Genomic DNA, 22,591 nt, shown 5'->3' with positions numbered 1-22,591 from the left:
TAAGAATCTTAGTAAATCTTATATCGATCTTCCACGGACCGGATCTCTTTCGCGATTCTGGCACCGTTCCAACCCAAGTGTTTTGCCAAGGAACGAACGATTTTGTTCGTTTCTTTTTCCTCCGGTAAACCCGGAACTCCCACACCCGATCTTCTGAAAAAGAAATCCGTAGCAAAACGAATGTCTTCCCGGTTCGCGATAAAACGGATTTCACTTTCGAAAAACTTTTCCCCGTTTTGAAGAACGGCAAATTCTTCTTTGGAAGAACTTTTTTCCAAAACGGAAAACGCTTGAGAGCCGTAACGATAGGCGGCGGTTTCGATCAATTCTCCGTTGAGTTTGGAGAATTTTTTTCCAAGATCCCGAGTGAGGGTCGATAAGTCCGAATAATTTCCGGTCGCCGCGGGAATCGTCGCGGTTTCACACGCTCGGAAATTTCCCGGAAGATAAGCGGCCACTTTATCCACGACCTCTTCTCCGACGGCGCGGCTCGTGGTATATTTACCGCCCATCGCCGTAAAAAATCCGGGAAACCCGGAATCCTTATGATCGAAGATTTCCGTTTTTCTCGACGCGTTGTATGTGGACTTTGTTTCGCCCGGATCTTCCACAAGAGGTCTGAGTCCGCCGTAATAAAAATCGACGTCGTCGAGAGTAAGATCCGTATAACCGAAGGAATAATTGACTTCGCTTAACAATTCTTCCATATCCTTTTTGGTGACTCGAAAACGATCCGGGTCGTCCGGATATTCCGTATCCGTCGTGCCGATGATGGTTTTGTTTCTCCAAGGAATGATAAAAAGATGCGTGCCGTCTTTCTTCTTCGTTACGAGGGTTTTGTCTCCGTGGATCTTTCTTGTAACCACGTGGATTCCCTTGGAGCGCACCAAGTGTTTGTCCATCGGAACTCCGGCCAAGGATTCCACGAAGTCCGCCCAAGGTCCCGCCGCGTTTACGATCGCTTTTGTTTGAAACGAAAGATCCTTTCCCGAAATTTTTTCCTTCGCGATCACCGTATAAATTCCGTCGTTCGAACGGGAGATCGAAATCACTTCGGTATAATTTCTCGCCTCGGCCCCTTTTTCACGCGCCGAAAAAATGAATTCGCTGGTATGTCTTTCCGGATTGAGATTTAGATAATCATAATATAGATAAGAACCTTTGAGTCGATCCCGCTCGATCGTGGGAGATTCCACAACGGTTTGTTCCTTGGAAAGAAAGCTGTATTTCGGAATCAAACGATCCGTGCAGATGTTCGTGTTGCGGTCGTAGGAAAGAGCGTTGTACATCTCCATTCCCACCTTGAGCATGAGCCTTTCCGCGTTGGAATAAATCGGGACCAAAAATCCCATCGTTTGAACAGCGTGCGGAGTGATTCTGGCCAAAATCGCCCTTTCGCGCAGAGATTCTCTCACGAGTCCCAATTCGAAATTTTTCAAATAACGTAAACCGCCATGGATCATCTTCGATGTCGCCTGACTTGTTCCCGAAGCATAGTCGTTCTTTTCCAATAAAATGGATTTCATTCCCCTCAGAGTGGAATCCCAAAGAACGTGAGCCCCCGTAATTCCTCCGCCAATCACTAACAGGTCGTAGACGGAAGACGGAGAATTCTTGGAAGATTTCGAATTTGTAGAAGGCAATTTTTTATTTTGAGCCATAGCGGTATTGATTTTATTAAAAAGACCCGGGTCAATCGCTTTTAGATCCGTGGATTAAAATCAATAATTTTATAAATCGATACGTATTTTTTTAAAAACGAAAACTCGATTGAAAAAAAAGTAATTCTGGAAAGATTTAGCTACGATGAATCCTTTGCATCCGGTCCGAAGATACCTCCGCCTTATATTTGACATCAATGAAGATCGAATCCGCCACGAGAAAGAATACTTCGACGAACTTCACAGACAAGCGAGAACTCTTCATTATCCCGGTTCCATCATCGGGATTTTCGTCTGGCTCGGATTCGCGTTAGACACCGATCGAAAGCTTCATCCCGAATTTCCGGAACTTTTTTATTTCAGAATCGGTTTGAGTTTACTCAGCGCGTTCTTTGTGGTCGCGTTAGTCGTTGATCGTTTTATCGGAACGAAAATTCGCGGCAAAGGACTCGAGTGGGCCTATGTTCTTTTCATTTATATTCTGAGCGCGACCGCTTTTTTTACGGGAAGAATCGCGGACGATCCCAACTATGTTTCCGGTCTTCAGATCGTCGTCATGTCCGCGGTGTTCATGCCGTTTCCGAGAAAAATTCTTTTTTCGTTGTATGTGCTTTCGATATTCACGTTCCTCGTTTCGGTCGCGATCTATCATCCCAATCTCGGAACCAACCAAGCCTCGTATTCCATGCAGAATTTGGCGATCAGTTATCTGCTCGCGTTCTTCAGCGGTTTTATCGTGGAACGATATCGTTTTTCCAACTTCATCGGACACTTTAAGATTTTGGAAAAGAACCGAGAGATTTCGGAGAACATGGAACAAATCCAAAACCTAAAGGAAAAACAGGACGGGGACTACTTTCTCACCTCCCTTTTACTCGATCCTTTGATCGCGAAAAAAACGGAAGGGGATCAGGTTAAGATCGATTTCGCATTGAATCAATATAAGAAATTTATGTTTCGCGAAAAGGAATACGAGTTGGGAGGCGATTATCTCAGCGCGTACGATCTCATTCTTCAGGGAAAAAAATTCAAGGCGTTTATCAACGGAGACGCGATGGGAAAATCCATCCAAGGAGCGGGAGGAGCGCTCGTTCTCGGCGCGGTTTACAACTCTGTGATCATCCGTTCCAAGATGGATCCGGATTCGGCGAACCGTTCCCCCGAACGATGGTTGAAGGATTGTTTCACCGATCTTCAAAAAGTTTTCGAAACCTTCGACGGAAGTATGCTCGTCTCCGCTGTGTTGGGCCTCGTGGAAGAAGAAACGGGAACATTATACTATTTGAATATTGAACATCCGTGGTTGATTTTGTATCGGGACGGTAAGGCTTCGTTTATCGACCCCGAAACGCATTTTTACAAACTCGGCGTGGGAGGAATCAACGCGCAAGTTTACGTTCGATTGTTTCAGATGAAACCGGGAGATCGGATCTTCTGCGGTTCGGACGGTAAGGACGATCTGATCTTGGACGAAAGCTCGGACGGAAAAAGAAAGATCAACGAAGACGAAACCGAATTCTTACGCAGAGTCGAAGAAGCCAAGGGAGAATTGTCCGAGATCGAAAATCTTCTTTTATCCTTCGGAAATTTTTCGGACGATTACAGTCTTTTATCCATCGAGTACGCCGGATCGACCGCCAAACCGATCCACTCGGAGCGATATTCCAAAGCGAAAAAAGCGGTTCTTTCCAAGGACTTTGAAGGCGCCCTTCAAATTTTTGAAGAATCCTCCTCTTCGAACGTTCCCCATTCTCCCGAAGAACTAAGACTGCTCGCGAGGATTTACGAAAAGTTAGGGGATCTCACACAGGCGCTCGTAAGCGCGAACCGCGCTCTGCAATTGGATCCGGCGGATCACGAACTTCTTTTGTATTCTTCCCTTCTCACCAAAAGAGAATATTCCAAAAATAAGAATTCGGAACTTTTGAAAAAGGCGGAGGAATTCGGGGAAAGATTCAGACTTCGTTTTCCGAATCATGTCAAAAATTTAATTCATCTCGCGGACGTATATCGTCTTCAGGGGAACAAGGCTCGCGCAAAGTTTCTGATCGATCGGGCGTTTGAACTCGAACCGCAAAACGAAAGAGTTCGAGAACTCAGAAAGTTGATCGCATCCTGATCGGATCGATTCGGAATTCTGTTGCGAAATCCGATCGAGTTCCGATTCTTGTGCTTCGGACAGTTTTACATTCATCATTCAATTCGGAGATTTTAGAACCATGTTTTATACGGAACTCAATGCAAAGATAGACTATTCCAGAGATAACCTGAGATGGAACGCATGGGGAGCTTACGGCCAGGATTTTTTTAGAGTGGGACAGATGCAGGAGATTCTCGCCTTTCTCGCGGACGAATTCAAAATCTCCGATATCCGCAAAACTCCTCCCGTGGCCTTGGAAGAAATCACACTTCCTAAGTCGTCCTTTTCACCCGCACAGATCCGCGAACTCGGAAAGATCTGCGGTGGAAAAAACTTTTCAACCGAACGCAGAGAAAGGGTTCTTCACTCCGCGGGAAGAAGTTATTACGACGTTCTTAGACTTTCCTTCAACACTCTGAAAAGTTTCGTGGACGGCGTCATTTATCCGAGCAAAGAATCCGAGGTTTCCAAAATTCTGGAATATTGCTCCAAAAACAATATCACCGTGATTCCTTTCGGCGGCGGTTCCTCCGTGGTCGGCGGTTTGGAAGTCGTAAAAGGAAAAGGCCAGAAGAGCGTTCTTTCTTTGGATACGACCCGTATGGACGCTTTGATCGCATTGGATAAGGAAAGTCATCTCGCCACATTTCAAGCGGGAATCTATGGACCCAAACTCGAAAAATTGTTAAACGACAAAGGATTTACCCTCGGTCATTTTCCCCAATCCTTCGAATATTCCACGTTAGGCGGTTGGATCGCGGCGAGAAGCGCGGGACAACAGTCCAATCGTTACGGAAAAATCGAAGAGATTCTCACTTGTTTGAAAGTAATCACTCCTTCCGGCGCGGTGGAAACTTTAAGAGAACCGGCGTCGTCGACCGGACCGGACTTAAATCAAATCTTTGCGGGAAGCGAGGGTTTGCTCGGAATCATAACCGAAGCGACGATCAAGGTTCACAAACTCCCGCAAACGAGAAAGTATTTCGGGATCGTGTTTCCGAACTTCGCCGCAGGCGTGGATTTTATCCGCGACGTGAATCACAGAGAAATTCCCACTTCGATGATCCGTCTTTCCGATACGAACGAAACCCGTTTGTATCAGACGTTAGGTACTCTTGGTAAGAAGAACACTCCGATCCGTTGGATCAAAAATCTGATTCAGAATCAGGTTCTCAAATGGAAATCTCTCGGAGAGGATAAATGTGTGATTCTTCTCGGTCTCGACGGAAGTAAGGTGGATGTCGCGCAGAATTTCGCGAAGATCAAACCTCTCATCAGAAAACACAAAGGTCTTTATGCGGGAACCCATCTCGGGGAACAGTGGATTCATTCCAGATACAACATGCCGTTTTTAAGAAATCACGTGATGGAAAACGGAATCGGCGTGGATACGATGGAAACCTCGACGACATACGATCGTGTCCTCAATCTTCACAAAGAAGGAATCGCTTCTCTGGAAAACTCGATTCCCGGTTCGATCGCTATGTGTCATATCTCTCATAGTTATCATGAAGGCGCTTGTTTGTATTACACCATTCTTTTTCCGATGGACGAAAAGAAACCCGCGGATCAGTGGTTCAAGATGAAACGGACGGTTTCCGATACTTTTTTTCAAAACGGCGCCCCGATTTCCCATCACCACGGTGTGGGTTTCGATCACAAAGCTTGGTATGAAAAAGCGACTTCAAAACCCGCTCTTCTCGGTTTAAAGGCGTTTAAAAAAGAACTGGATAAAAAGGAAATTCTGAATCCCGGAAAAGTATTTCATTGAGAACTGACGATTCCGAACTTTACAACCTCTAAAAACGAAAAAGGCCGAATTCTCATTCGGCCTTTTTAATACATTCAGAAAAACTAATTTAGAATTTACTGAAATACTGGCCTTCTTCTTTCGAGGATGGACTTCATTCCTTCCTGACCGTTTGCGGAAAAAACCGCTTCGGATAGAAGTTTAACGTCCCTTTCCGCGTTGTGTTCCGCGAACATACGAACCGGATCTCTGAGAGAAACCTTGATTCCCGTAACGGAACCGATCGCCATGTCCTTGAATTGTTCGCAGTATTTGCGCGCGCGAACGAGAAGGTCTTCGGAAGAGGATGCGACCTCGTCGATCAAACCGATCTCGTAGGCTTCTTCCGCTTTGAGTCCTTTTCCGGAATACAAAAGATCGCGCGCCTTGGTGATTCCTACGGTTTCCTTCAACATAAAACCGGCAACGGAAGGAAAGTTGATTCCGATTTGGGATTCGGGAAAACCGAGTCTTCCCTTTTTTTCGACCATAATTCTATAATCGCAAAAGATCGCATACACCGCGCCGAGTCCCATCGAATGTCCGTTCATCGCACAGATCAAAGGTCTCTCTAAAAATAAAAGTTTGGAAGCGGTATCCAACGCGAGACGAAGAACGTCCTGAATTTCCGCAAGAGTTTTGCCGACAAAAATCTCGGGATTGAATCCGTTGGAAAAAAACTTTTCGTTTTTGGAAGTGAGGATCACCGCCTTGATCGTCGAGTCCTTGGAAATAGAATCCAGTTTCGCGGAAATCGTTTTAAAAAAATCGCCGTTCAACGAGTTCACCTCGTTGGTCTCGATATAAAGTTCCAAAATATGATTGTTTCTTACTTCAGAAAGCATCGTCTCTCCTAGTTTATAAAATTTGAATGCGTTTTTGTTTCGGATCATCCGCCGAAACGTTCGTTTGATTCTTCCAAAATGAATCGGGAAAGAATGTTGTAAACCTCGATCTTTCTTTTTTAGAACTGAAATTTGGAAGCGGGAATCGTCTCCGAAAGTGCGACCTTTTTCATTTTAATTTCTATCTTATTCCGATCCAGATTGGTCGTAGGTTCGACGATTCTTGTGATCGTCGTTCTTGGCGGAAACGAAACCGTTCCTTGCACCTTTGTGATCGCCTTCAGATTGCTTTTTTTGGAAAGAAGTTCCACGGAACTGATTCCGAAATCGGTCATCCAAAAGGTGATATCCTCTCCCGGTTTTTTGACGAGAATCGCCTTTTCCGAAAGATTGACGAACGTCGGATCGTCTCCGGCAAGTCCGGAACTGTTGTTCGCCAAAAGAGAATAAAGAACCGGAAACGGAATCGTGGAATGTTTTTTACCGCTCGGATCGGACAAAAGAATATCTCCCATCGGAAGAACCTGAGGTCCTGCGTTTGCGGTTTTGATATGAATCGAGTTTCCATCGGTGAACACCCTCGAGACGATCATCCCGAAAAACGGATCGGAAAGTTCGATATACATTTTGCCGCTCGGTTTATCGTAGTAGATCTTTCCGTCCGCGGAAAAACTTTCCTTTTTCGGAACGTAGTTTTCTATCCGCATCGAAAATTCTCCCGAATAGGAGGAATTCTTCGTTTCCAAATCGCGCACCGATTTTAATATTTTGGCGGCATCCGGGTTTTTGGAGGAAAGAAACTTCAAGTTTCCCTTATCCGGAAAACTAATCTCCTCGATCTGCGGAGACGTACATCCGTAAAGAACCACCAAACATATTAGAATATTAGAATAAAATATTAATTTCATAAACGATTATTTTCCCGTTTTTTCGTTCCGATTCGCCGAACTTTCGGAGGAACCGGTTTGTATTTTCTTTTGAATTCTGGAAATATCTTCCTTCTTCTTAAAAAGCTTCAGGCTTTTTTCCCAATACGCGGTCGCGTTGCGTGTTTGGCTTTTTTCCTTATAAACGTCTCCGATATGTTCCAAAATGACGGGATCCTCTTCTCCCTTGTCCTTTAGGATCTGATACGCGAGTTGAAGATGCAAAAGAGCTTCGTCGTGATTCCCGAGTTTGAAAAAAATCCAACCGAGACTGTCCTGATACGCTTCGTTGTCCGGCGCGAGTTCCACAGCCTTTTGAACCAAAGCCAAGGATTCTTCCAAACGAATTCCCTTTTCGGAAAGATAATAACCCAAATAGTTGTAAGCCATCGGATTTCCGGGATCGATTTCAATGGATTTTTTCAGATCGATTTCCATCGATTCCTGTTGTTCCAACTTCTCGTAAACCGATGCTCGGTAGAAATAATAGACTCCGTTAGCGGAATCCGTTTTGATCGCGGCGTTGAATTCTTCCAAAGCCTCTTTGTATTTTTCACGCGAAGCCAGAACGATTCCGAGTAAATATCTTGCGTAAGCCATGGTCGGCTGTGTTTCGAGAACGTTGCGGATGATACTTTCCGCTTCTTCCCGTTTTCCGGGAGGATCGTTTCTCAAAAGATACGCGAGATGCAATTGAAACTTGAGTTTATCCTCTTCCTTTTGAACCCTTTCCACGGCCTTGCGAGACATGAGAATCGCGCGATACACATAACCGGATTGTTCGTGACAGGAAGCGAGAAAATCATAGATCTCCGCTTCTTCCCAAACGGAGGACTTATCCGAAATCGCGAGCGCTCGATTGGCGGTTCTCTCCGCGAGTTCGAACTGTTGCATTCCGAACACGAGCTCGGCGACTTCCTTGAGTTCCTTTGCGTAGACGTTCGGATTTTTCTCCCGTTCATAGACGTCCAACATTCCCAAACGAACCGCAAGACGGCCTGGAAATTTTTCACGAACGGGCAGAAGAAGATTCTTCGCTTCGGAATATTTTCCCAAAAGAACGAGATACAATCCTTCCAAAACGCTTCCCTTCGGAATTTTGGATTGTTGATTGAGAATATTAAAATATTCGAATGCGGACGCCTTACTTTCGATAAAATACATTTCGGCGAGAAGATGTTCCACGGAGGAAAGATTCTTTTTCGCCTTTAGGATCTTGTTCAGTTCCTTCCTTGCGGAGGAGAATTTACCGAGTTGATTCCAGATCTTGGCGAGGGTCAATCGGGTCGTGATATCGCTCGGATTCTGTTGAAGATAAGAGGACAAAAAATACAAAGCCTTTTTGGTCTGACCGTTCGCAAAATACATTTCACCCAAGGACTTATCCACGAAGGATCTGTATTTCGGATTTCCTTCCCGGTTTCGAATCGAATCGCTGAGAGAAGTAAGATAAAGAATCGCCCTCGGATAATTTTTCAGTTCTTGATTCAAGGAACCCAAAAGATAAAGAATATCCGAATCGTCCGGAAAACGGCTGAGATTCGTTTCGAGATAATCGCTGGATTTCTGAAATTCTCCGATTCGAATGAAAATTCTCGCCTTTAAAATATAAGCGTCTCTGAAATTCGGATCGGAAACGATCGCCGCATCCGCGTCCTTCTCGGCGTTTTCAAATTGACCGAGAAAAAAATGCACGTTCGCTTTCGCCACTCTGGAAACGGGAGAAACCTGTCGTTTGAGCGCTTCCGAACAACGGAAATAACGTTCGTAGTAGTCGATCGATTCTTCGTACGCTTTTTTGGATTTTTCCTGGGAAGGAATTCTCGCGGCGTCGGTTTGTTTTTCGAACGCGAGTGAAAGAAAGAACTCGGGTTCGACCGATGACTGAGAATATTCGCATTCGGTTTGAGAATAAACGCCGATCGGAAAGAAACAGAAACAAAAAGCCAAGAAACGAAAAGAAACAGAATGGAAACCGGAAAGCCCGCGACGGGGGATTTTATTATTTGCTTGATTCATTCAGGTAACGGGACAGATTTGAAAAGAATGTTCCATACATCAGGAACCATCCCGTCAATAGGTCCGGAATTTCATTTTGCGACCGATCCATCCAGGAGTCGAATCAATTTTCCAATGCCGGAGCGTCTGAAACTTTGCTGACTTACATTCGAGAAAATCGAAGGTATGTATTCCTATTGCTCGCGGTTTGGGTGCTCGCCGCCGCGTGGATTCTTCCCAATCGATATAAATTATTGAGTAAACTCGCCCTGATGATTCAACCTCCGGGTTACGATCCAAAAACGGCCGGAGAATTTATCGAAAAGGGAGATTCCATTTTGCAGACGGAAGTCGCTTATCAGGATCAAGGCGAAAGAATCCCCGATTTAAACGTGATGCGGGAAGCCTGTCTTTATTATTATTCTCTCAGTGAAAGAGATTCGGTTCTTTACAGACCTTCTTGGACGGATTCCATGTCCGTTTGGAGATTCAAAGAATCCGGTATGAGCGAAGAATCGGGCGAGAAAAAACTTTCTTCCAAGACGAAATCCAGAAGTCCTCTTACGGGAAGTTTTAATCCGGGAGAATACTGGAGAATCACGTCTCCGAATGTTCTCGAAGCCTTGGATTTTTACAAACGGGCTTTGAACTTTTCCGGTCCCGATTTCAGCGTTCCCAAAAAAATCGAAAAGACCGCCCTCGCCGTTTGCCGTCCCGAAGAGGTTCTTCTCGCTTACGCGGATTATATCCGAAACACGGAAGAAGCCGTTCGAGTCGCGATGGAGAAGATCAAAAAACCGAAATCATTTTTTTCCTGCGGATCGGACGATCAACCGCAGAACGTTCTGACCGAAAAACAAAATCAAATGCGGGTTTGGTCGCAGATCAAATCCAATTCCTTTACGATCGATTCGGAAAGAAACATAAAAGTAAACGCGAACGATTTTAAAAAAGCCCTGAACCTTCTCGCGTTCGGAATTTATAGAACCGGACTCAATTCGATTTCGCCTTTGGAAGCGGACGGAATTTTGGAAAAACTTCTATTCTTCTCCGATCCCGGAACGGTAGAATATGATGAATTGCTCATGAAGCGCGGTTTACTCAACTACCAACTCGGAAAACGGGACCCTACGTTTTTTAACAAAGCGATCTTTTATTTTAGAGAAGCGGCCAAGTCCGATCTTTTGGATAAAGGTTCCGTCTTTGAATCCAGACTGATGACGGTTCGTTCCGAAATCCGAAAAGGACAACTCGACAACGCATTGCTCGAATTGCAACAGCTCGAAACCGAACTTTACACGATCGACAAGGCATATCGAGTGACCGGAAGCGGAAGAAGCGATCTCGTGGAAGACCGCAAAAAACTTCTTCGTTATGTTCTCCGAAAAAAAGGAAGATACGAGGAAGCGGACGAACTTTATGTCGAAGAAGATTCGTTATTTTGATTACAACGCGACACATCCTCCTTTTGAAGATGTGCTCGTGGAAATCCAAAAAGATTACTTATCCGATTTTTACAACCCGTCCGGCGCCACCCGTTTTTCTTTGGGAAGACAGGGCAAGATCGAAGAGGCTCGCAAAACTCTGGAAGTTTATACGGGAAAACCCGCCAAAGAATTCGTTTTTTCCTCCACGGGAACCGAGGCGAATCATCTTCTCGCACACGCAATCCGAGGAAAATTCGGAGGTTCCGCGATCGTATCCTCTTTGGAACATTCTTCCCTGTATTCCGCGCTTGAATTTGCCGGATTCGAGTTTAGAAAGATTCGTTCTCTTGCAAACGGAGAAGTCGACTTAAATCATCTGGAAGAATTGTTGCGGGAGAATTCCGCGCCCGTTTTCGTTCTGCACGTCGCCAACGAATCCGGCGTGATCCAACCTCTGGAAAAAATACATGCAATTTCTCTAAAGTATTCGGCTCCGCTCTTTTCGGATCTGATGCAATCCTTCGGAAAACTCGAAATCCCTTTCGAACTTTTGGACGGATTCACGTTTTCCGGTCATAAGATCGGAGCGGGTATGGGCGCGTCCGGAACCTGGGTTCGCTCCGATTTGGTTTCCGAAAAGGAGTTCGCGATCTTTCACGGTGGGAATCAGGAAAACAATCACAGGGCCGGAACCGAAAACTCTCCTTCTATATTAGCGCTTTCTGAAGTTCTAAAACGAAGAATTCCCGAACAAAATCGAATCTCCGAAATGTTAAAAAACTACCAAACAAGGATCGAATCCGTTTTGGAAGAATGCGGTTGCAAACTGATCGGAAAGGAATCGAACAGAATCTCGAGCACTTCGTTTTGTATTCTCCCCACGGACGACGTGGACTTCTTTATGATGGGAATGGAAGAATCGGGCTTTGTTGTTTCCACGGGTTCTTCTTGCAAATCCAGATCCAGAGAACCCGCGCCTTCTCTTTTGTCGATGGGTTATAGCGAAGAAGAAGCCTTACGAGCGATTCGAATTTCCACGGGCCGGTTCACGACCGAGGAAGACGTGGAAGAACTCTGTGTTCATATCCAAAAAGTGTTGCGCGCCTTAACGGACGATCTATAAACCGATCACGAGCGGCTCAACAAGATTGAAAATTATTCTCGCGACTTTCGCGTAACGTCAAACTTCGATGCAAATTCTCCCCCTAAAAGTCTTCGAAACTTTTCGAGGAAATGAATGAAGTTAACTCAAAAATTCATACTTTACGGTTTTATAATTTTCGTACATTCAGCGATCCTTTGTTGCGGAGTGGCCCTAACCACCAAAACAACTGCGAAACTTCCGTCCGATACAAATACCGAAGTTCTTCGATTGAATCTGATCTACGGAGAATCGAAGAATATTTACGGCTTAAATCTTGGAATTGCGAATTCCGTTCAAAACGATCTAATCGGGTTGCAGATCGGAATCGTAAACGGAGCGGAAAACGCGACCGGGATTCAAATTGGTGCGATCAATAATTCAAGGCCCTCCTTTGCCCTTTTGAAAATCGGAATTTTCAACCTGAACTTCTTTTTGGAATCGGGAAGGCGACAACCGAGAGATACTCCGGAGAGTATCGAAAGAAGAATCAAAGGTGACGCAGGTTTTTCAGTCGGGCTCGTCAATCTTGCGAGTGGTAGATTGAATTTAGGACTTTTCAACTATGGATACGGATGGAACGCAGGTTTGATCAATTGGAACGGAGAGGATTCCGGTGTTTCGATCGGCATTGTAAATATCGGCGAGAAGGAAAATTTTCAAATCGGAATTCTAAACTTCTGCAAAGAAGGCCTATTTCCCGTGATGATCCTCGTAAACTACTGCTCTTCGAGTCCGAACAAAAAATTTGACAAGAGCCAAAATATCCGATCCGAACTCTAAATAAATTCTTTCCAATCCAATCCGCGACAAAGCGTATTTTTCCGAAATCGGAATCCGCTTTTCGTTCGAAATAATATTGACAACGGATTTTCCGACGGTCCAATACCTCTCACGTTTCGGCTCAAATCATGAAAATCAAAATCAAATCCATTCCCTACGTATTGTTTCTTTCCGCGTGGATCTTTGCGTCTAACTGCGGTTTTGCGGTCACACCTCGAATCACGACCAGGATTCCTCCCAAAACGGAAACCGAGGTTTTACGATTCAATCTTCTTTATGGAGAACTCAAAAACCTGGCCGGAGCCAATATTGGAATCGTGAACATCGTGGAAGAAAGTATGATCGGCGGCCAAGTCGGAATCGTAAACTTCTCCGATCAAAAAACATACGGGGCTCAGATCGCAATCGTAAACGCGGCGAAAAACAAAGGCGCCGGAATCCAAGCGGGAATCGTAAATTATGTGAAGGGGGATTCGAAGGGTTTGCAGGCCGGGATCGTCAACATCGGCGAACAAAGAGAAGGTTTCGACGTAACGATCGGAGCCGGAAACTTTTTTACCAAAGGTTTGATGATCGGCGCCATAAATTTCGATTCCAAGGGAGTTAACGTAGGAATTTTAAACGAGGACGCGGGCGGTTTTAACTTCGGCGCTCTGAACATTCGAGGTTCCGGAATCAATATCGGAATTCTAAACGGAGGAACCGGGGTTCATATCGGAGTCGTAAACGCTTCGGGTGAAAACGAAACCGACGAGCCGACGATGCAATTCGGACTTCTCAACTTTTGCGGAAAAGGAACCTTTCCGGTGATGATCGGATTCAACTATTGTAAATAACCATGAAACACAATTATTTTAGAATATTCCAAACTTATTGTAAACGTTCCGCGATTCTCGGATTCTCCCTTTCTCTTTTTTCCTGCGGTGTGACCGGATTTGCGAGCGAACATTCCTTTGTTCGAGTTCCCGTTAAAACGGAAACCGAAGTCATTCACGTAAATCTTCTTCACGGAGATGTGAAAAAGTTATACGGGGTCAACGTAGGCACGGTCAATACGATCAGCGAAAGATTGATCGGTCTTCAAGTCGGAGGAGCCAATATCTCCGAAGGAAAAGCCTATGGCGCGCAGGTCGGTCTCCTTTATAACTCCGCTAAAAAGGGAGGACTTTCGATCCAAGTCGGAATCGCGAACAATGTGGAAGAAGGCGGAGCCGGAGCTCAGATCGGATTTTACAACCGGGGAGTCAACGGAGGTTATTACGTGACCGGCGGAGTCTACAACCGAGGAAGTAGCGGCGCCACCATCGGATTGATCAACAACGAAAGTTTAGGAATCAATATCGGCGGTTTTAATTACGGTTACGGGATCAACATCGGCGCGATCAATTCCGGAAAGGGTTTGAGCATCGGGGCCATCAATATCGGCGACGACGGAAATCTTCAGGTAGGAATCCTAAACTTCTGCACGGACGGACCGTTTCCGATCATGATCGTGTTGAACTACTGTTCGAAACCGGAGCCGGAAAAAACGGAAACAAAACCGGCGGCGACGAAAGTCGACACGAAGATCGCCCCGGAACCCGCGCCGACTAAAAAATAGGAACGAGTCGACCTATCTTCAAAAAATGGAATATTCTATTTTTTGAAGATTAAGGAAGGGATTGGTAGATCTTTTCCGCGTATCGATCCGTCATCCCTGCGACGTAGTCGCTGATCACTCGATGCAGGGATTCTTCTTCGATTCTTTCCTTATACGTTTCCGGAATTTTTTCGGGATGTTTTAAAAAATAATCGAATAAGGATTCGATGACCTTCTTACCGTAATCGCTCATTCGAACCAAATCCTCGTGACGATAGAGTTTTTCGTATAAAAAGGATTTCAGTTCTCGAAACTTGGAATTGACCTCGTCCGAAAAGGAGGCGATTCGAACGTCCCTTTTCCAAAGATCGATCAAGTCCTGCGTCGAAGAAACTCGATTCGTTTCCAGTCCTTTGGAAATGTTTCGGACCAAATCGGAAACCATCGAGTTGGTCAAGGTTCGAATCGCGGTTCGAATCAATATTTTTTCACCCGCGTCCTTGTATTGGGACTTACATTCTTCGTAGACCTCTTTCCAAAAACGATTTTCGGAAAGATCTCCGAGATGAAGATAACCCATTTCCCATCCGTCTTCGATATCGTGACTCGTGTAAGCGATTTCGTCCGAAAGATCCGCGATCATTCCTTCCAAGGAAGGTCCGCTTTCTTTTCTTTCCAAAAGCATCATAGAAGGATCGTAATCCGTTCCGTGTTTCATCAGACCTTTGAGGGTTTCTCTACAAAGATTGAGTCCGGGGAAGTTCGGATATTTTTTTTCGATCGAGGTAACGATTCGTAAGGATTGTTTGTTGTGTTCGAAACCGCCGTGTTCCTTCATCAAACCGGAAAGAATTTCTTGACCGGCGTGACCGAAGGGAGTATGACCGAGGTCGTGCGCCAAAGCGATTGTTTCGGATAAGTGAGAATTGAGTCCGAGCGCGCTCGCGATCGTTCTCGAAAGACCGGCGACTTCAAGAGTATGAGTCATTCGGTTTCTATAATTCTCCCCTACCGAAAAAATAAAAACCTGCGTTTTATATTGAAGACGTTTGAACGCGCTGGAATGAAGAACACGATCCCGATCCCTTTGAAACGGAAGTCGATACGAATGTTCCTCTTCTTCGTAGATTCTTCCTCCGTTATTCGTGCTGGAAATCGCGTAAGGAGCTAACGCTTCTTTTTCTTTTTGGATCAAATCGTTTCTGGAATAGTACACGTTTTACAAAATTCCTAAACTTTTCCCAAAAGTCCCCCTACTTTTTTCGTTTGTTTACTGCTATTTTATCAAAGCCATATTTTACTGTCCTTGGAATCCAAAACTAAGGCGTCTACTGAAGGAATGGAATTTTTAAATATTCTCGTTAATATCTTTTCCGAATACGGTTACATTGCGGTTTTTTTAGTGCTGATTCTTTGCGGTTTCGGCCTTCCCGTTCCCGAAGACATTTCCTTGGTTTCCGGCGGCGTGATCGCGGGTTTCGGAAAAGCCGATCCGCATTATATGTTTTTGGTCGGAATGGCCGGGGTTCTGATCGGTGACAGCGCGGTTTTTTTAATCGGGAGAATCTACGGAGTGCGGGTTCTTCAGATTCCTTTTATCTCGAGAATCGTAACTCCCGAACGTTTTGCTAAGGTTCAGGACAAGATCGGACGTTACGGAAATTGGGTTACGTTTATGGCGCGTTTTATGCCGGGACTCAGAATGCCGATTTATCTTACCGCGGGAACCTCGGATCGAATTTCCTTTTATCGTTTTGTTGCCTTGGATTTTATGGCCGCAGTCATTTCGGTTCCGGTCTGGGTCTATCTCGGTTACTTCGGCGCGTATAACTTCGATACGCTAATGCGTTGGGTTCACAATGGTCAACTAACGGTTCTCGGACTTTTGGGAACGGTTCTTTTGCTTTTCGGAATCGCGTATTGGATCCGAAAGAAGCGATCTTAATCTAAGAATTTCTTTACATCTTCCGAGCATCGGATATTTTTTGACCAGTTATGGACATTCTTGCGCAGCCGGTGCTTGTGCTGAATGCCGGTTACGTCCCCATCGGGATCCGGTCGGTCAAAGACGCCCTTATCCTGATCATTCTTGAAAAGGCACAACTTATCAAGGATGATAAAAACTTTTTAATCCGCTCCGAAAAACTCAAATTCACCGCGCCCAGAATCATTCTTCTTCGGGATTACTACAGGGTTCCTCCGAGAAGGGATCGGGTTTCCAGAGAGAATATTTTTCAACGAGACAACTATCACTGCGTTTATTGCGGAAAAAAATTTCCGGGATCGAAGCTGACTCTGGATCACGTGATTCCGAGAAGCCGCTGGGAACACGTCCCAAAAAAAGAAAGACCGAAGGAATTCAATTCCTGGGAGAATCTTGTCGCGGCCTGCAAACACTGCAATACGAGAAAGGGAAACAAACTTCTCGCCGAATTGAAGTGGAACTTGCCGGAAGAAAATCGGGTGACACCCAAGCTACGCTTTCCACTCTTCTCAATATCGGATCAGCAGGCGGAGAAGTTCGGCTGGCGGGAGTATATTTCTTTTTGAAACGTTTTTATTTTTTATTTCTACTTCCAGTGTTTTCGCTTTTACTCGGATGTCCTCATTATTCCACAACCAGACTGATTTCGACGCCGCCTACGCTCATCAGCATCGTTCCGATCGCGACCGGCTACGAACTCAGACTCAGAGCGGGAAACCCCGAACTTCTTTTTAGAGGATATCGGCTGTTTGTTGCAAATACGGAAAACGATTCGAGATTTCCCGCGGATCTAAACACGGGAATCGATTGTGTGAACGGACTTCTAAACCTAATTCCCAACCAGCCTTTGGAATATTCGATCGAACTAAGTCCGAACAGCGGACCGCTTGCGGCAATCGGAACGGGGGAAAACGCAAACCGAATCTGTAAGATGAACGTGACCTTGACCTCGGGTCAGTATTTGACTTTGCGGTCCGAGGTTTTGGTAATCAGCGTTCGAAACGGAAGCGCGTCCGGTTTCGTGTTCTCGATGCCTTCCAATTCTCTTAAGGTTCCTTAAACCAAACCTCGATCTTTGCGAGAGTATCCTTCGCGTCCGCAATCCAGATGCTTTCCGGATAGGAAGAGATCAGATTCTCAAATCCGGATTTTGAGATTTCCAAAGAATTTCTGAGTTTGCGAAGAGCGGGATTCTCCTCTCCTTTTAAAAAGATCGGATTTCCGTCGGTCAGTTTGTAATATTCGTGGATCGACGAATCGTAGATTTCCCGAGCCTGTTTGTAGATCGTATAATCGTTCTTATGCGATCCTTTCGTTTCGGAAGACGCATTCATTTTTTTGAATGTTTTTTGCTCGAGATAAGAATGGAGAACGTCCCTATATTCGATCAATTCCTTAAAAAGCGAATCGCTTGAGAATTCTCCCGTATCGGGATGATATTTTTTGGAAAGAAAGTAAAAACGGTTTTTCAGTTCCGCTTCGTCGAACCCCGGTTCTAAACCTAGAAACTCCAGGGCTCTTTCTAACAGGTCCCCGTGTTCCAATAGTCTTGTCTGAAATGACGCTTGAGTTGGATTTGAACCTGTACTTGGTTCAACTCTTTTTGATATTCCTTGAGGATGTCCTTCATTCTTTCTTCCACTTGAGAATGGAGATTTCTGGACTCTTCCATTTTTTGAAAAAGAATTTCCGCCAGTTCGATGAACTCGAGAGTTTGAGGAACTCCCTCTTCCATCTTTTCGATCTTACGATCCACCGAACAAAGTTGATCGATGATTTGTAAGTTGGAATCCTCGATTTTGGCCCCGCCTTCCCCGTCACCGAATCCGAAAACTTCGATCTGTCTTTTCTGATTTTCGATCAGTTGATTCAACAGAAGAATCTTATCTCCGTACAGGACGACAAGGTCGCGGTTTTTATCGCTGGAAGACTGGCTCGACAAAAAGTTACCCTTGAATGGATAGACCGCTTCCGCGGCTTCCTTGAAACGGCGCCGAAACGACGTTGGACTTTTCTTTTTTCTCGATTTCTTCCCAAGCGGATTTGAGATCTTCCATGTATTTGATGATTTCTTGAATGATTTCGGAATCCTTTTTCATGTTCGCTTCTAGAAGACGTTTTTTGACGTAAACGTAGATTCCTAAAAGGTTGTTGGCCACTTCTCCGCCTTGTTCCAGGTTGAGTGCAAGCATGAGTTCCGTTACGATCTCGCCGGCTTTGAGGATATGATTGTTAACCACATCGTATTTCCGGGGAGTATTATTCTCCAGAGCGATATTTAGAAAACGAATCGCCCCGTCATAGAGCATGACGATGAGTTTTCCCTGGCTGACAGTCGAGATTTCGTTGGATTTATATTGTTCAACGGTCGCTGTGGATTTTCTGGCAAGTGACATGTATCTCTCCTGAAATACTCTTCGACAAAAACGCTTGCCTCCTTAATGCTGGGCTTGAACATTCTTGCGGTTTCTCTCAAAACTTTCGGCAGATTCGAGAGACCGAAAACTCAAAAAAATTCTCGTAGAAATGTCTAAATACCGGTATTTCCACGGGTTTGGCACGGATTTTAATCGATAAGAAAGAATCCGCACACGCTTTCGAGCTAAAGCCTGGGTCTTTCGGAGGAATTCGCTTGAGGTTCCCGAATCGTCCTTCTGATCGAATTTCAAAACGGGGACGGTTCTGATTTTATCCGGATAGAATTTTCTTGGCAAGCCTGTTTACAAAACCTAAAAAAAAGATCGTGTTCCTGGCCTCCGGGAGAGGCTCCAATCTCAAGGCGGTTCTCCAGAACATCAAGGCCGGAAAAATCAAAGGAATCGCACAAGCCTTAATCTGCGACAGTCCCGAGGCGAAGGCTCTGGATATCGCGCTCGAGTTTCAGGTTCCTTCTCACGTTTTGAATTTCGCGTCCTTTACGGACAAATCCGAATATCACAAAAAACTTCTGAATCTTCTGACCGAACTCGAACCAGATCTGATCGTGACGGCGGGTTATATGAAGATTCTAAAATCTCCCGTGATCCAGGCCTTTCCCAATCGGATCATCAACATCCATCCGTCCCTTCTTCCGGCCTTTCCGGGTTTGAACGCGCAAAAACAAGCCTTTGAATACGGGGTAAAAATCGCCGGTTGTACGGCTCATTTTGTGGACGACGGTGTGGATTCGGGTCCGGTGATTCTCCAGGGAACCGTGAAAATCGAGGAAGGAATGTCGGAAAGAGATTTGACTCTGGAGATTCTCAAAGAGGAACATAAAATCCTGCCGCTCGCGGTTCAATACTTTTGCGAGAATCGGCTTAAGATCCAAAATAGAAAGGTCAGCATTCAATAAACAATGATACAAATCAAAAGAGCACTTATCTCCGTCAGCGATAAATCCGGCTTAGTCGAGTTCGCGCAATTTCTAAATCAAAGCGGCGTTGAAATCATCTCCACCGGCGGAACCTTAAAACTTTTAAAAGACAACGGAATCGCCGCCATTGCGATCGACGACTACACCGGGTTTCCGGAAATTCTGGATGGAAGAGTCAAAACCCTGCATCCGAAAGTGCACGGAGGTTTGCTCGGAGTCACTTCCAATCCCGCTCACAAACAGAAGATGGAAGAATTAAAGATTCCTAAAATAGATTTGGTCGTCGTGAATTTATATCCGTTCTTAAAGACGGTTTCCAAACCCGGCGTTCAATTGGAAGAAGCGATCGAGAATATCGACATCGGCGGACCTTCCATGATTCGAAGCGCGGCTAAGAATTACAAACACACGTTAGTTCTCACGGATCCGAACGATTACAAGGAAGTGCAGACTCTGATTTCTTCGGGCGGAGTTTCGGAAGAAGTCGCCGCGGGTTATATGAGAAAGGCCTTTTCTCATACTGCGATGTATGACACCGCGATTTCTTCCTGGTTCAACAAACAAGCCGGAGACGTTTTTCCGGACGTTCTCAATCTTTCGTTTTTGAAAAAACAAAAACTCAGATACGGAGAAAACCCGCATCAGGCCGCCGCTTTCTACGAACCTCTTTTCGTGAAGAGCGACTTTTCTCCTTTGCAGGGAAAAGAATTGTCGTTTAACAATATGTTGGATTTCGACGCGGCCTTTCATATCTCGAGTCTTCTTCCCGAAAACACGGTCTGCATCATCAAACATCTCAATCCGTGCGGAATCGCATACGCCGACGATCCTTTGGAAGCGTATCAACTCGCGAGAAGAACCGATCCTATCTCAGCGTTCGGCGGCGTGATCGGAATCAAAGGAATCGTAAACGGAGAATTGGCGAACCTCATCACGGAAAACTTCGTGGAAGGTGTGATCGCGCAGAAGTTCACTCCGGAAGCACTTGAAATTTTTTCCAAAAAACCGAACATTCGTCTGATCGAAATCGAGGATTTCAAAGAAGCGCTCGACGAATTGGATCTCAGACCGATCCATCACGGTTTGCTTATACAGGATCGAGATTACACAACGATCACCGAAAAAGATCTAAAAGTAGTCACCCAAAAACAGCCAACGCCCGATGATATTCGTGGTTTGATGTTTGCTTGGTCTTGTGTTCGTTTTATCAAGTCCAACGCGATCGTTTACACGGAAGAAAACGCGACGCTCGGAATCGGCGCAGGACAAATGTCCAGGGTCGACTCTGTGCAGTTAGGCGCTAATAAGGCACTGAACGTCGGACTTTCCGTCGTAGGTTCTTATGTGGCAAGCGACGCATTCTTTCCGTTTCGAGACGGAATCGACGCGCTTGCAAAAGCGGGAGCGAAAGCGATCATCCAACCGGGAGGTTCGGTTCGGGACGCGGAAGTCATCCAGGCGGCCGACGAACACGGACTCATTATGGTCTTTACGGGGATGAGGCACTTCAGGCACTGATATGGAATTTTTACTCTATCTAATCTTTTTCGGAATCGTTTCAAGCGCGCTCGTTCTTGCGAGTTATTACTTTAAACTTCTCTTTCTTTCCGGAAGAGAATCTTTCGAAAGATTGGAACTGATCGATTGGATCCGAATTCTTCCCGACGAACTGATCAAACTTCTGGAATCGGGAGGAAGTCTTCAGTACGGAGCGATCGCATTCTCGGTCGCGGCCTTTATATCGTATCTTTGGACCTTGCTCGGAGGAATCATCGGAGCGCCCCACTACGCGGACGCGTTCGGAAATTATTTCTTTCTTTCGTTTTTGTTGCCGGTCACACTTTTAACGACATACGGGGTTCTTGTGGAACTGATTCTCAAGGACCTTCCGACCACGAGTCCGAATCACTTTTTGGTTCGTTTTTTCGAACAGGAAGTGGCGGTGCTGAGCGGATCTTCGATTTCGGTCATCGCATCGAACCTCGCGGTTTACGGACTTTTTCACGAAATTCCTTTTTTATTCGTGCTTCCAAACGTGGGAATCATTGCGGTTCTGCTCATTCTCCGTTGGAATGGGAAAGTCAAGATCGGCGGGATTCAATTCTCGGGTTCGAAAAACCGTTCGCACGAAGAAGATTCTGAATAAATTTCTCCCGAATTTGCCGATAGGAAGAATATGAGAATTTTCGCATTGTTTCTTTCTTTGATCCTGGCTCCCGCGACCGTTTTCGCCCAACTTCCGGACGAAGGTCCCAACCGAAGACAACCGACAAACACGAACCAACAAGCGATCAATCTTCTAGAAGGATTCGCCGAATCTTCTTGGGGTGAAAGTTACGCGAACATGCGCGAAAAATTCTTATCTCTTTCCACCAATCCGCAAAACGACGAAAAGGTGGAAATCGTTTTCGAGGATAAGGAAAAGACTCTTCTCATCCGCAGAAACGGAATCTTATATTCGTATCGTTTTTATTCCACTCCCAAAATCGTAATCGATTCCAGACCGAAAGATCAAAGATCAACGACTCCGACCGCGGAAAACAGATCCGAGTTGGAGGATGAGAATCATTCGGCGCCAGGAGTTTTATTCTCCGTCGGGGTTTTATTTCGTTATCTTCCGGGCAAGGACGTTCAACAAAAGCTCGAACAAAAATACGGAAAACCCAAGAAAGAATCCTTGGCCGAAAACAAAATCGGCGGCGCGGTTCTCTGGGAAAAAACCGATGAAAAACAATCTCCTCCGAAAGGCGGTTATGTGGTTCAGTGGAAAGAGGCTTATAAAAAAATGCCTTTTACCAGAAGGGTGGATTATTTCAGTTCTTCGATTAAGTTTCAGATCGAAAAAGAATACAAAGAATTTTTCAGCGCGGAAGAAATCAAAACCCTGCGCGATTTGATTCCATAATTCGCGATCCATAGAGAGCGAATTAGCCAACGAACAGCGGAGCGTCGTGAGTGGCTTT

At 45.3% G+C, this 22,591-nt stretch carries 22 protein-coding genes; 14 read left to right on the top strand and 8 right to left on the bottom strand.

The features are described from left to right. Positions 1-8 precede the first annotated feature (8 nt). Positions 9-1,661 (bottom strand): glycerol-3-phosphate dehydrogenase/oxidase, encoded by a 1,653-nt coding sequence (locus tag LEP1GSC052_RS04895; protein WP_010574707.1) that lies wholly within the window; start codon positions 1,659-1,661, stop codon positions 9-11. A gap of 145 nt (positions 1,662-1,806) precedes the next feature. Here LEP1GSC052_RS04895 and LEP1GSC052_RS04890 point away from each other — a divergent pair, with 145 nt between their 5' ends. Next, positions 1,807-3,780, top strand: a complete 1,974-nt coding sequence (locus tag LEP1GSC052_RS04890) for a PP2C family protein-serine/threonine phosphatase (RefSeq protein WP_010574706.1) — start codon at positions 1,807-1,809, stop codon at positions 3,778-3,780. 100 nt (positions 3,781-3,880) lie between these two features. After that, positions 3,881-5,572, top strand: a complete 1,692-nt coding sequence (locus LEP1GSC052_RS04885; RefSeq protein WP_010574705.1) for an FAD-binding oxidoreductase — start codon at positions 3,881-3,883, stop codon at positions 5,570-5,572. Between the two features lie 95 nt (positions 5,573-5,667). Here the strand turns inward: LEP1GSC052_RS04885 and LEP1GSC052_RS04880 are convergent, their stop codons facing one another. The 3 genes from LEP1GSC052_RS04880 to LEP1GSC052_RS04870 all read right to left on the bottom strand — a co-directional run bounded on the left by LEP1GSC052_RS04880 (position 5,668) and on the right by LEP1GSC052_RS04870 (position 9,380). Next, positions 5,668-6,435, bottom strand: a complete 768-nt coding sequence (locus LEP1GSC052_RS04880; RefSeq protein WP_040913295.1) for an enoyl-CoA hydratase/isomerase family protein — start codon at positions 6,433-6,435, stop codon at positions 5,668-5,670. Positions 6,436-6,554: 119 nt separating this feature from the next. Further along, entirely contained in the window at positions 6,555-7,343 is a 789-nt protein-coding gene (locus LEP1GSC052_RS04875; RefSeq protein WP_010574704.1) for a LolA family protein, read from the bottom strand. A gap of 6 nt (positions 7,344-7,349) precedes the next feature. After that, positions 7,350-9,380 (bottom strand): tetratricopeptide repeat protein, encoded by a 2,031-nt coding sequence (locus LEP1GSC052_RS04870; protein ID WP_010574703.1) that lies wholly within the window; start codon positions 9,378-9,380, stop codon positions 7,350-7,352. A gap of 134 nt (positions 9,381-9,514) precedes the next feature. On the opposite strand from LEP1GSC052_RS04870, the gene LEP1GSC052_RS04865 reads away from it, so the two are divergent. The 5 genes from LEP1GSC052_RS04865 to LEP1GSC052_RS04845 all read left to right on the top strand — a co-directional run bounded on the left by LEP1GSC052_RS04865 (position 9,515) and on the right by LEP1GSC052_RS04845 (position 14,310). Beyond that, positions 9,515-10,804 (top strand): hypothetical protein, encoded by a 1,290-nt coding sequence (locus tag LEP1GSC052_RS04865; RefSeq protein ID WP_040912835.1) that lies wholly within the window; start codon positions 9,515-9,517, stop codon positions 10,802-10,804. Continuing rightward, a complete protein-coding gene (locus tag LEP1GSC052_RS04860) occupies positions 10,779-11,909 on the top strand; it encodes a cysteine desulfurase family protein (RefSeq protein ID WP_010574701.1) in 1,131 nt (376 codons plus the stop codon). Before LEP1GSC052_RS04865 ends, LEP1GSC052_RS04860 begins: the two co-directional genes overlap by 26 nt. A 114-nt stretch (positions 11,910-12,023) precedes the next feature. Continuing rightward, positions 12,024-12,710 (top strand): LA_2272/LA_2273 family lipoprotein, encoded by a 687-nt coding sequence (locus tag LEP1GSC052_RS04855; protein ID WP_010574700.1) that lies wholly within the window; start codon positions 12,024-12,026, stop codon positions 12,708-12,710. A gap of 128 nt (positions 12,711-12,838) precedes the next feature. Next, positions 12,839-13,546 carry an LA_2272/LA_2273 family lipoprotein gene (locus LEP1GSC052_RS04850; RefSeq protein ID WP_010574699.1) on the top strand — a complete coding sequence of 236 codons (708 nt, stop codon included), beginning with the start codon at positions 12,839-12,841 and terminating at the stop codon, positions 13,544-13,546. Between the two features lie 2 nt (positions 13,547-13,548). After that, on the top strand, positions 13,549-14,310 hold the full coding sequence (locus tag LEP1GSC052_RS04845; protein ID WP_010574698.1) for an LA_2272/LA_2273 family lipoprotein: 762 nt from the start codon (positions 13,549-13,551) through the stop codon (positions 14,308-14,310). Positions 14,311-14,359: 49 nt separating this feature from the next. Here LEP1GSC052_RS04845 and LEP1GSC052_RS04840 read toward each other — a convergent pair whose 3' ends face one another. Beyond that, positions 14,360-15,505, bottom strand: a complete 1,146-nt coding sequence (locus tag LEP1GSC052_RS04840; protein WP_010574697.1) for a deoxyguanosinetriphosphate triphosphohydrolase — start codon at positions 15,503-15,505, stop codon at positions 14,360-14,362. 123 nt (positions 15,506-15,628) lie between these two features. Here LEP1GSC052_RS04840 and LEP1GSC052_RS04835 point away from each other — a divergent pair, with 123 nt between their 5' ends. The 3 genes from LEP1GSC052_RS04835 to LEP1GSC052_RS04825 are packed head-to-tail and all read left to right on the top strand — an operon-like array spanning position 15,629 to position 17,333. After that, entirely contained in the window at positions 15,629-16,234 is a 606-nt protein-coding gene (locus tag LEP1GSC052_RS04835; protein ID WP_010574696.1) for a DedA family protein, read from the top strand. A 50-nt stretch (positions 16,235-16,284) separates the two neighbouring features. After that, positions 16,285-16,839 carry an HNH endonuclease gene (locus LEP1GSC052_RS04830; protein WP_010574695.1) on the top strand — a complete coding sequence of 185 codons (555 nt, stop codon included), beginning with the start codon at positions 16,285-16,287 and terminating at the stop codon, positions 16,837-16,839. Further along, the gene (locus LEP1GSC052_RS04825) at positions 16,836-17,333 is read left to right on the top strand and encodes an LIC11661 family lipoprotein (protein ID WP_010574694.1); all 498 of its coding nucleotides are present in this window, start codon (positions 16,836-16,838) and stop codon (positions 17,331-17,333) included. Before LEP1GSC052_RS04830 ends, LEP1GSC052_RS04825 begins: the two co-directional genes overlap by 4 nt. Here LEP1GSC052_RS04825 and LEP1GSC052_RS04820 read toward each other — a convergent pair. Genes LEP1GSC052_RS04820 through fliS form a run of 3 tightly spaced genes read right to left on the bottom strand, consistent with a single transcriptional unit; the run spans position 17,320 to position 18,669 of the window. Further along, entirely contained in the window at positions 17,320-17,802 is a 483-nt protein-coding gene (locus LEP1GSC052_RS04820; RefSeq protein WP_040913294.1) for a J domain-containing protein, read from the bottom strand. The two genes, LEP1GSC052_RS04825 and LEP1GSC052_RS04820, sit on opposite strands and share 14 nt — an antisense overlap. After that, a complete protein-coding gene (locus LEP1GSC052_RS04815) occupies positions 17,796-18,215 on the bottom strand; it encodes a hypothetical protein (protein ID WP_010574692.1) in 420 nt (139 codons plus the stop codon). Before LEP1GSC052_RS04815 ends, LEP1GSC052_RS04820 begins: the two co-directional genes overlap by 7 nt. 4 nt (positions 18,216-18,219) lie before the next feature. Further along, positions 18,220-18,669: a flagellar export chaperone FliS gene (fliS, locus tag LEP1GSC052_RS04810; protein ID WP_010574691.1), complete on the bottom strand. Its 450-nt coding sequence runs from the start codon at positions 18,667-18,669 to the stop codon at positions 18,220-18,222. A 311-nt stretch (positions 18,670-18,980) separates the two neighbouring features. Between fliS and purN the strand changes: the two genes are divergently transcribed. From purN to LEP1GSC052_RS04790, 4 genes are read left to right on the top strand one after another with little or no spacing between them, the layout of a single operon-like run. Next, positions 18,981-19,607 (top strand): phosphoribosylglycinamide formyltransferase, encoded by a 627-nt coding sequence (gene purN, locus LEP1GSC052_RS04805; protein ID WP_010574690.1) that lies wholly within the window; start codon positions 18,981-18,983, stop codon positions 19,605-19,607. 3 nt (positions 19,608-19,610) lie between these two features. Beyond that, entirely contained in the window at positions 19,611-21,146 is a 1,536-nt protein-coding gene (purH, locus tag LEP1GSC052_RS04800) for a bifunctional phosphoribosylaminoimidazolecarboxamide formyltransferase/IMP cyclohydrolase (RefSeq protein ID WP_010574689.1), read from the top strand. 1 nt (position 21,147) lies between these two features. Next, the gene (locus tag LEP1GSC052_RS04795) at positions 21,148-21,774 is read left to right on the top strand and encodes a hypothetical protein (RefSeq protein ID WP_010574688.1); all 627 of its coding nucleotides are present in this window, start codon (positions 21,148-21,150) and stop codon (positions 21,772-21,774) included. 30 nt (positions 21,775-21,804) lie between these two features. Further along, positions 21,805-22,533 carry a hypothetical protein gene (locus LEP1GSC052_RS04790; RefSeq protein ID WP_010574687.1) on the top strand — a complete coding sequence of 243 codons (729 nt, stop codon included), beginning with the start codon at positions 21,805-21,807 and terminating at the stop codon, positions 22,531-22,533. Positions 22,534-22,591: the final 58 nt, after the last annotated feature.

The sequence above is a fragment of the Leptospira kmetyi serovar Malaysia str. Bejo-Iso9 genome (assembly GCF_000243735.2).
Lineage (GTDB): Bacteria > Spirochaetota > Leptospiria > Leptospirales > Leptospiraceae > Leptospira > Leptospira kmetyi.
Note: the sequence above shows the minus strand (reverse complement) of the source record. Positions and strands in the feature narration are given on the sequence as shown.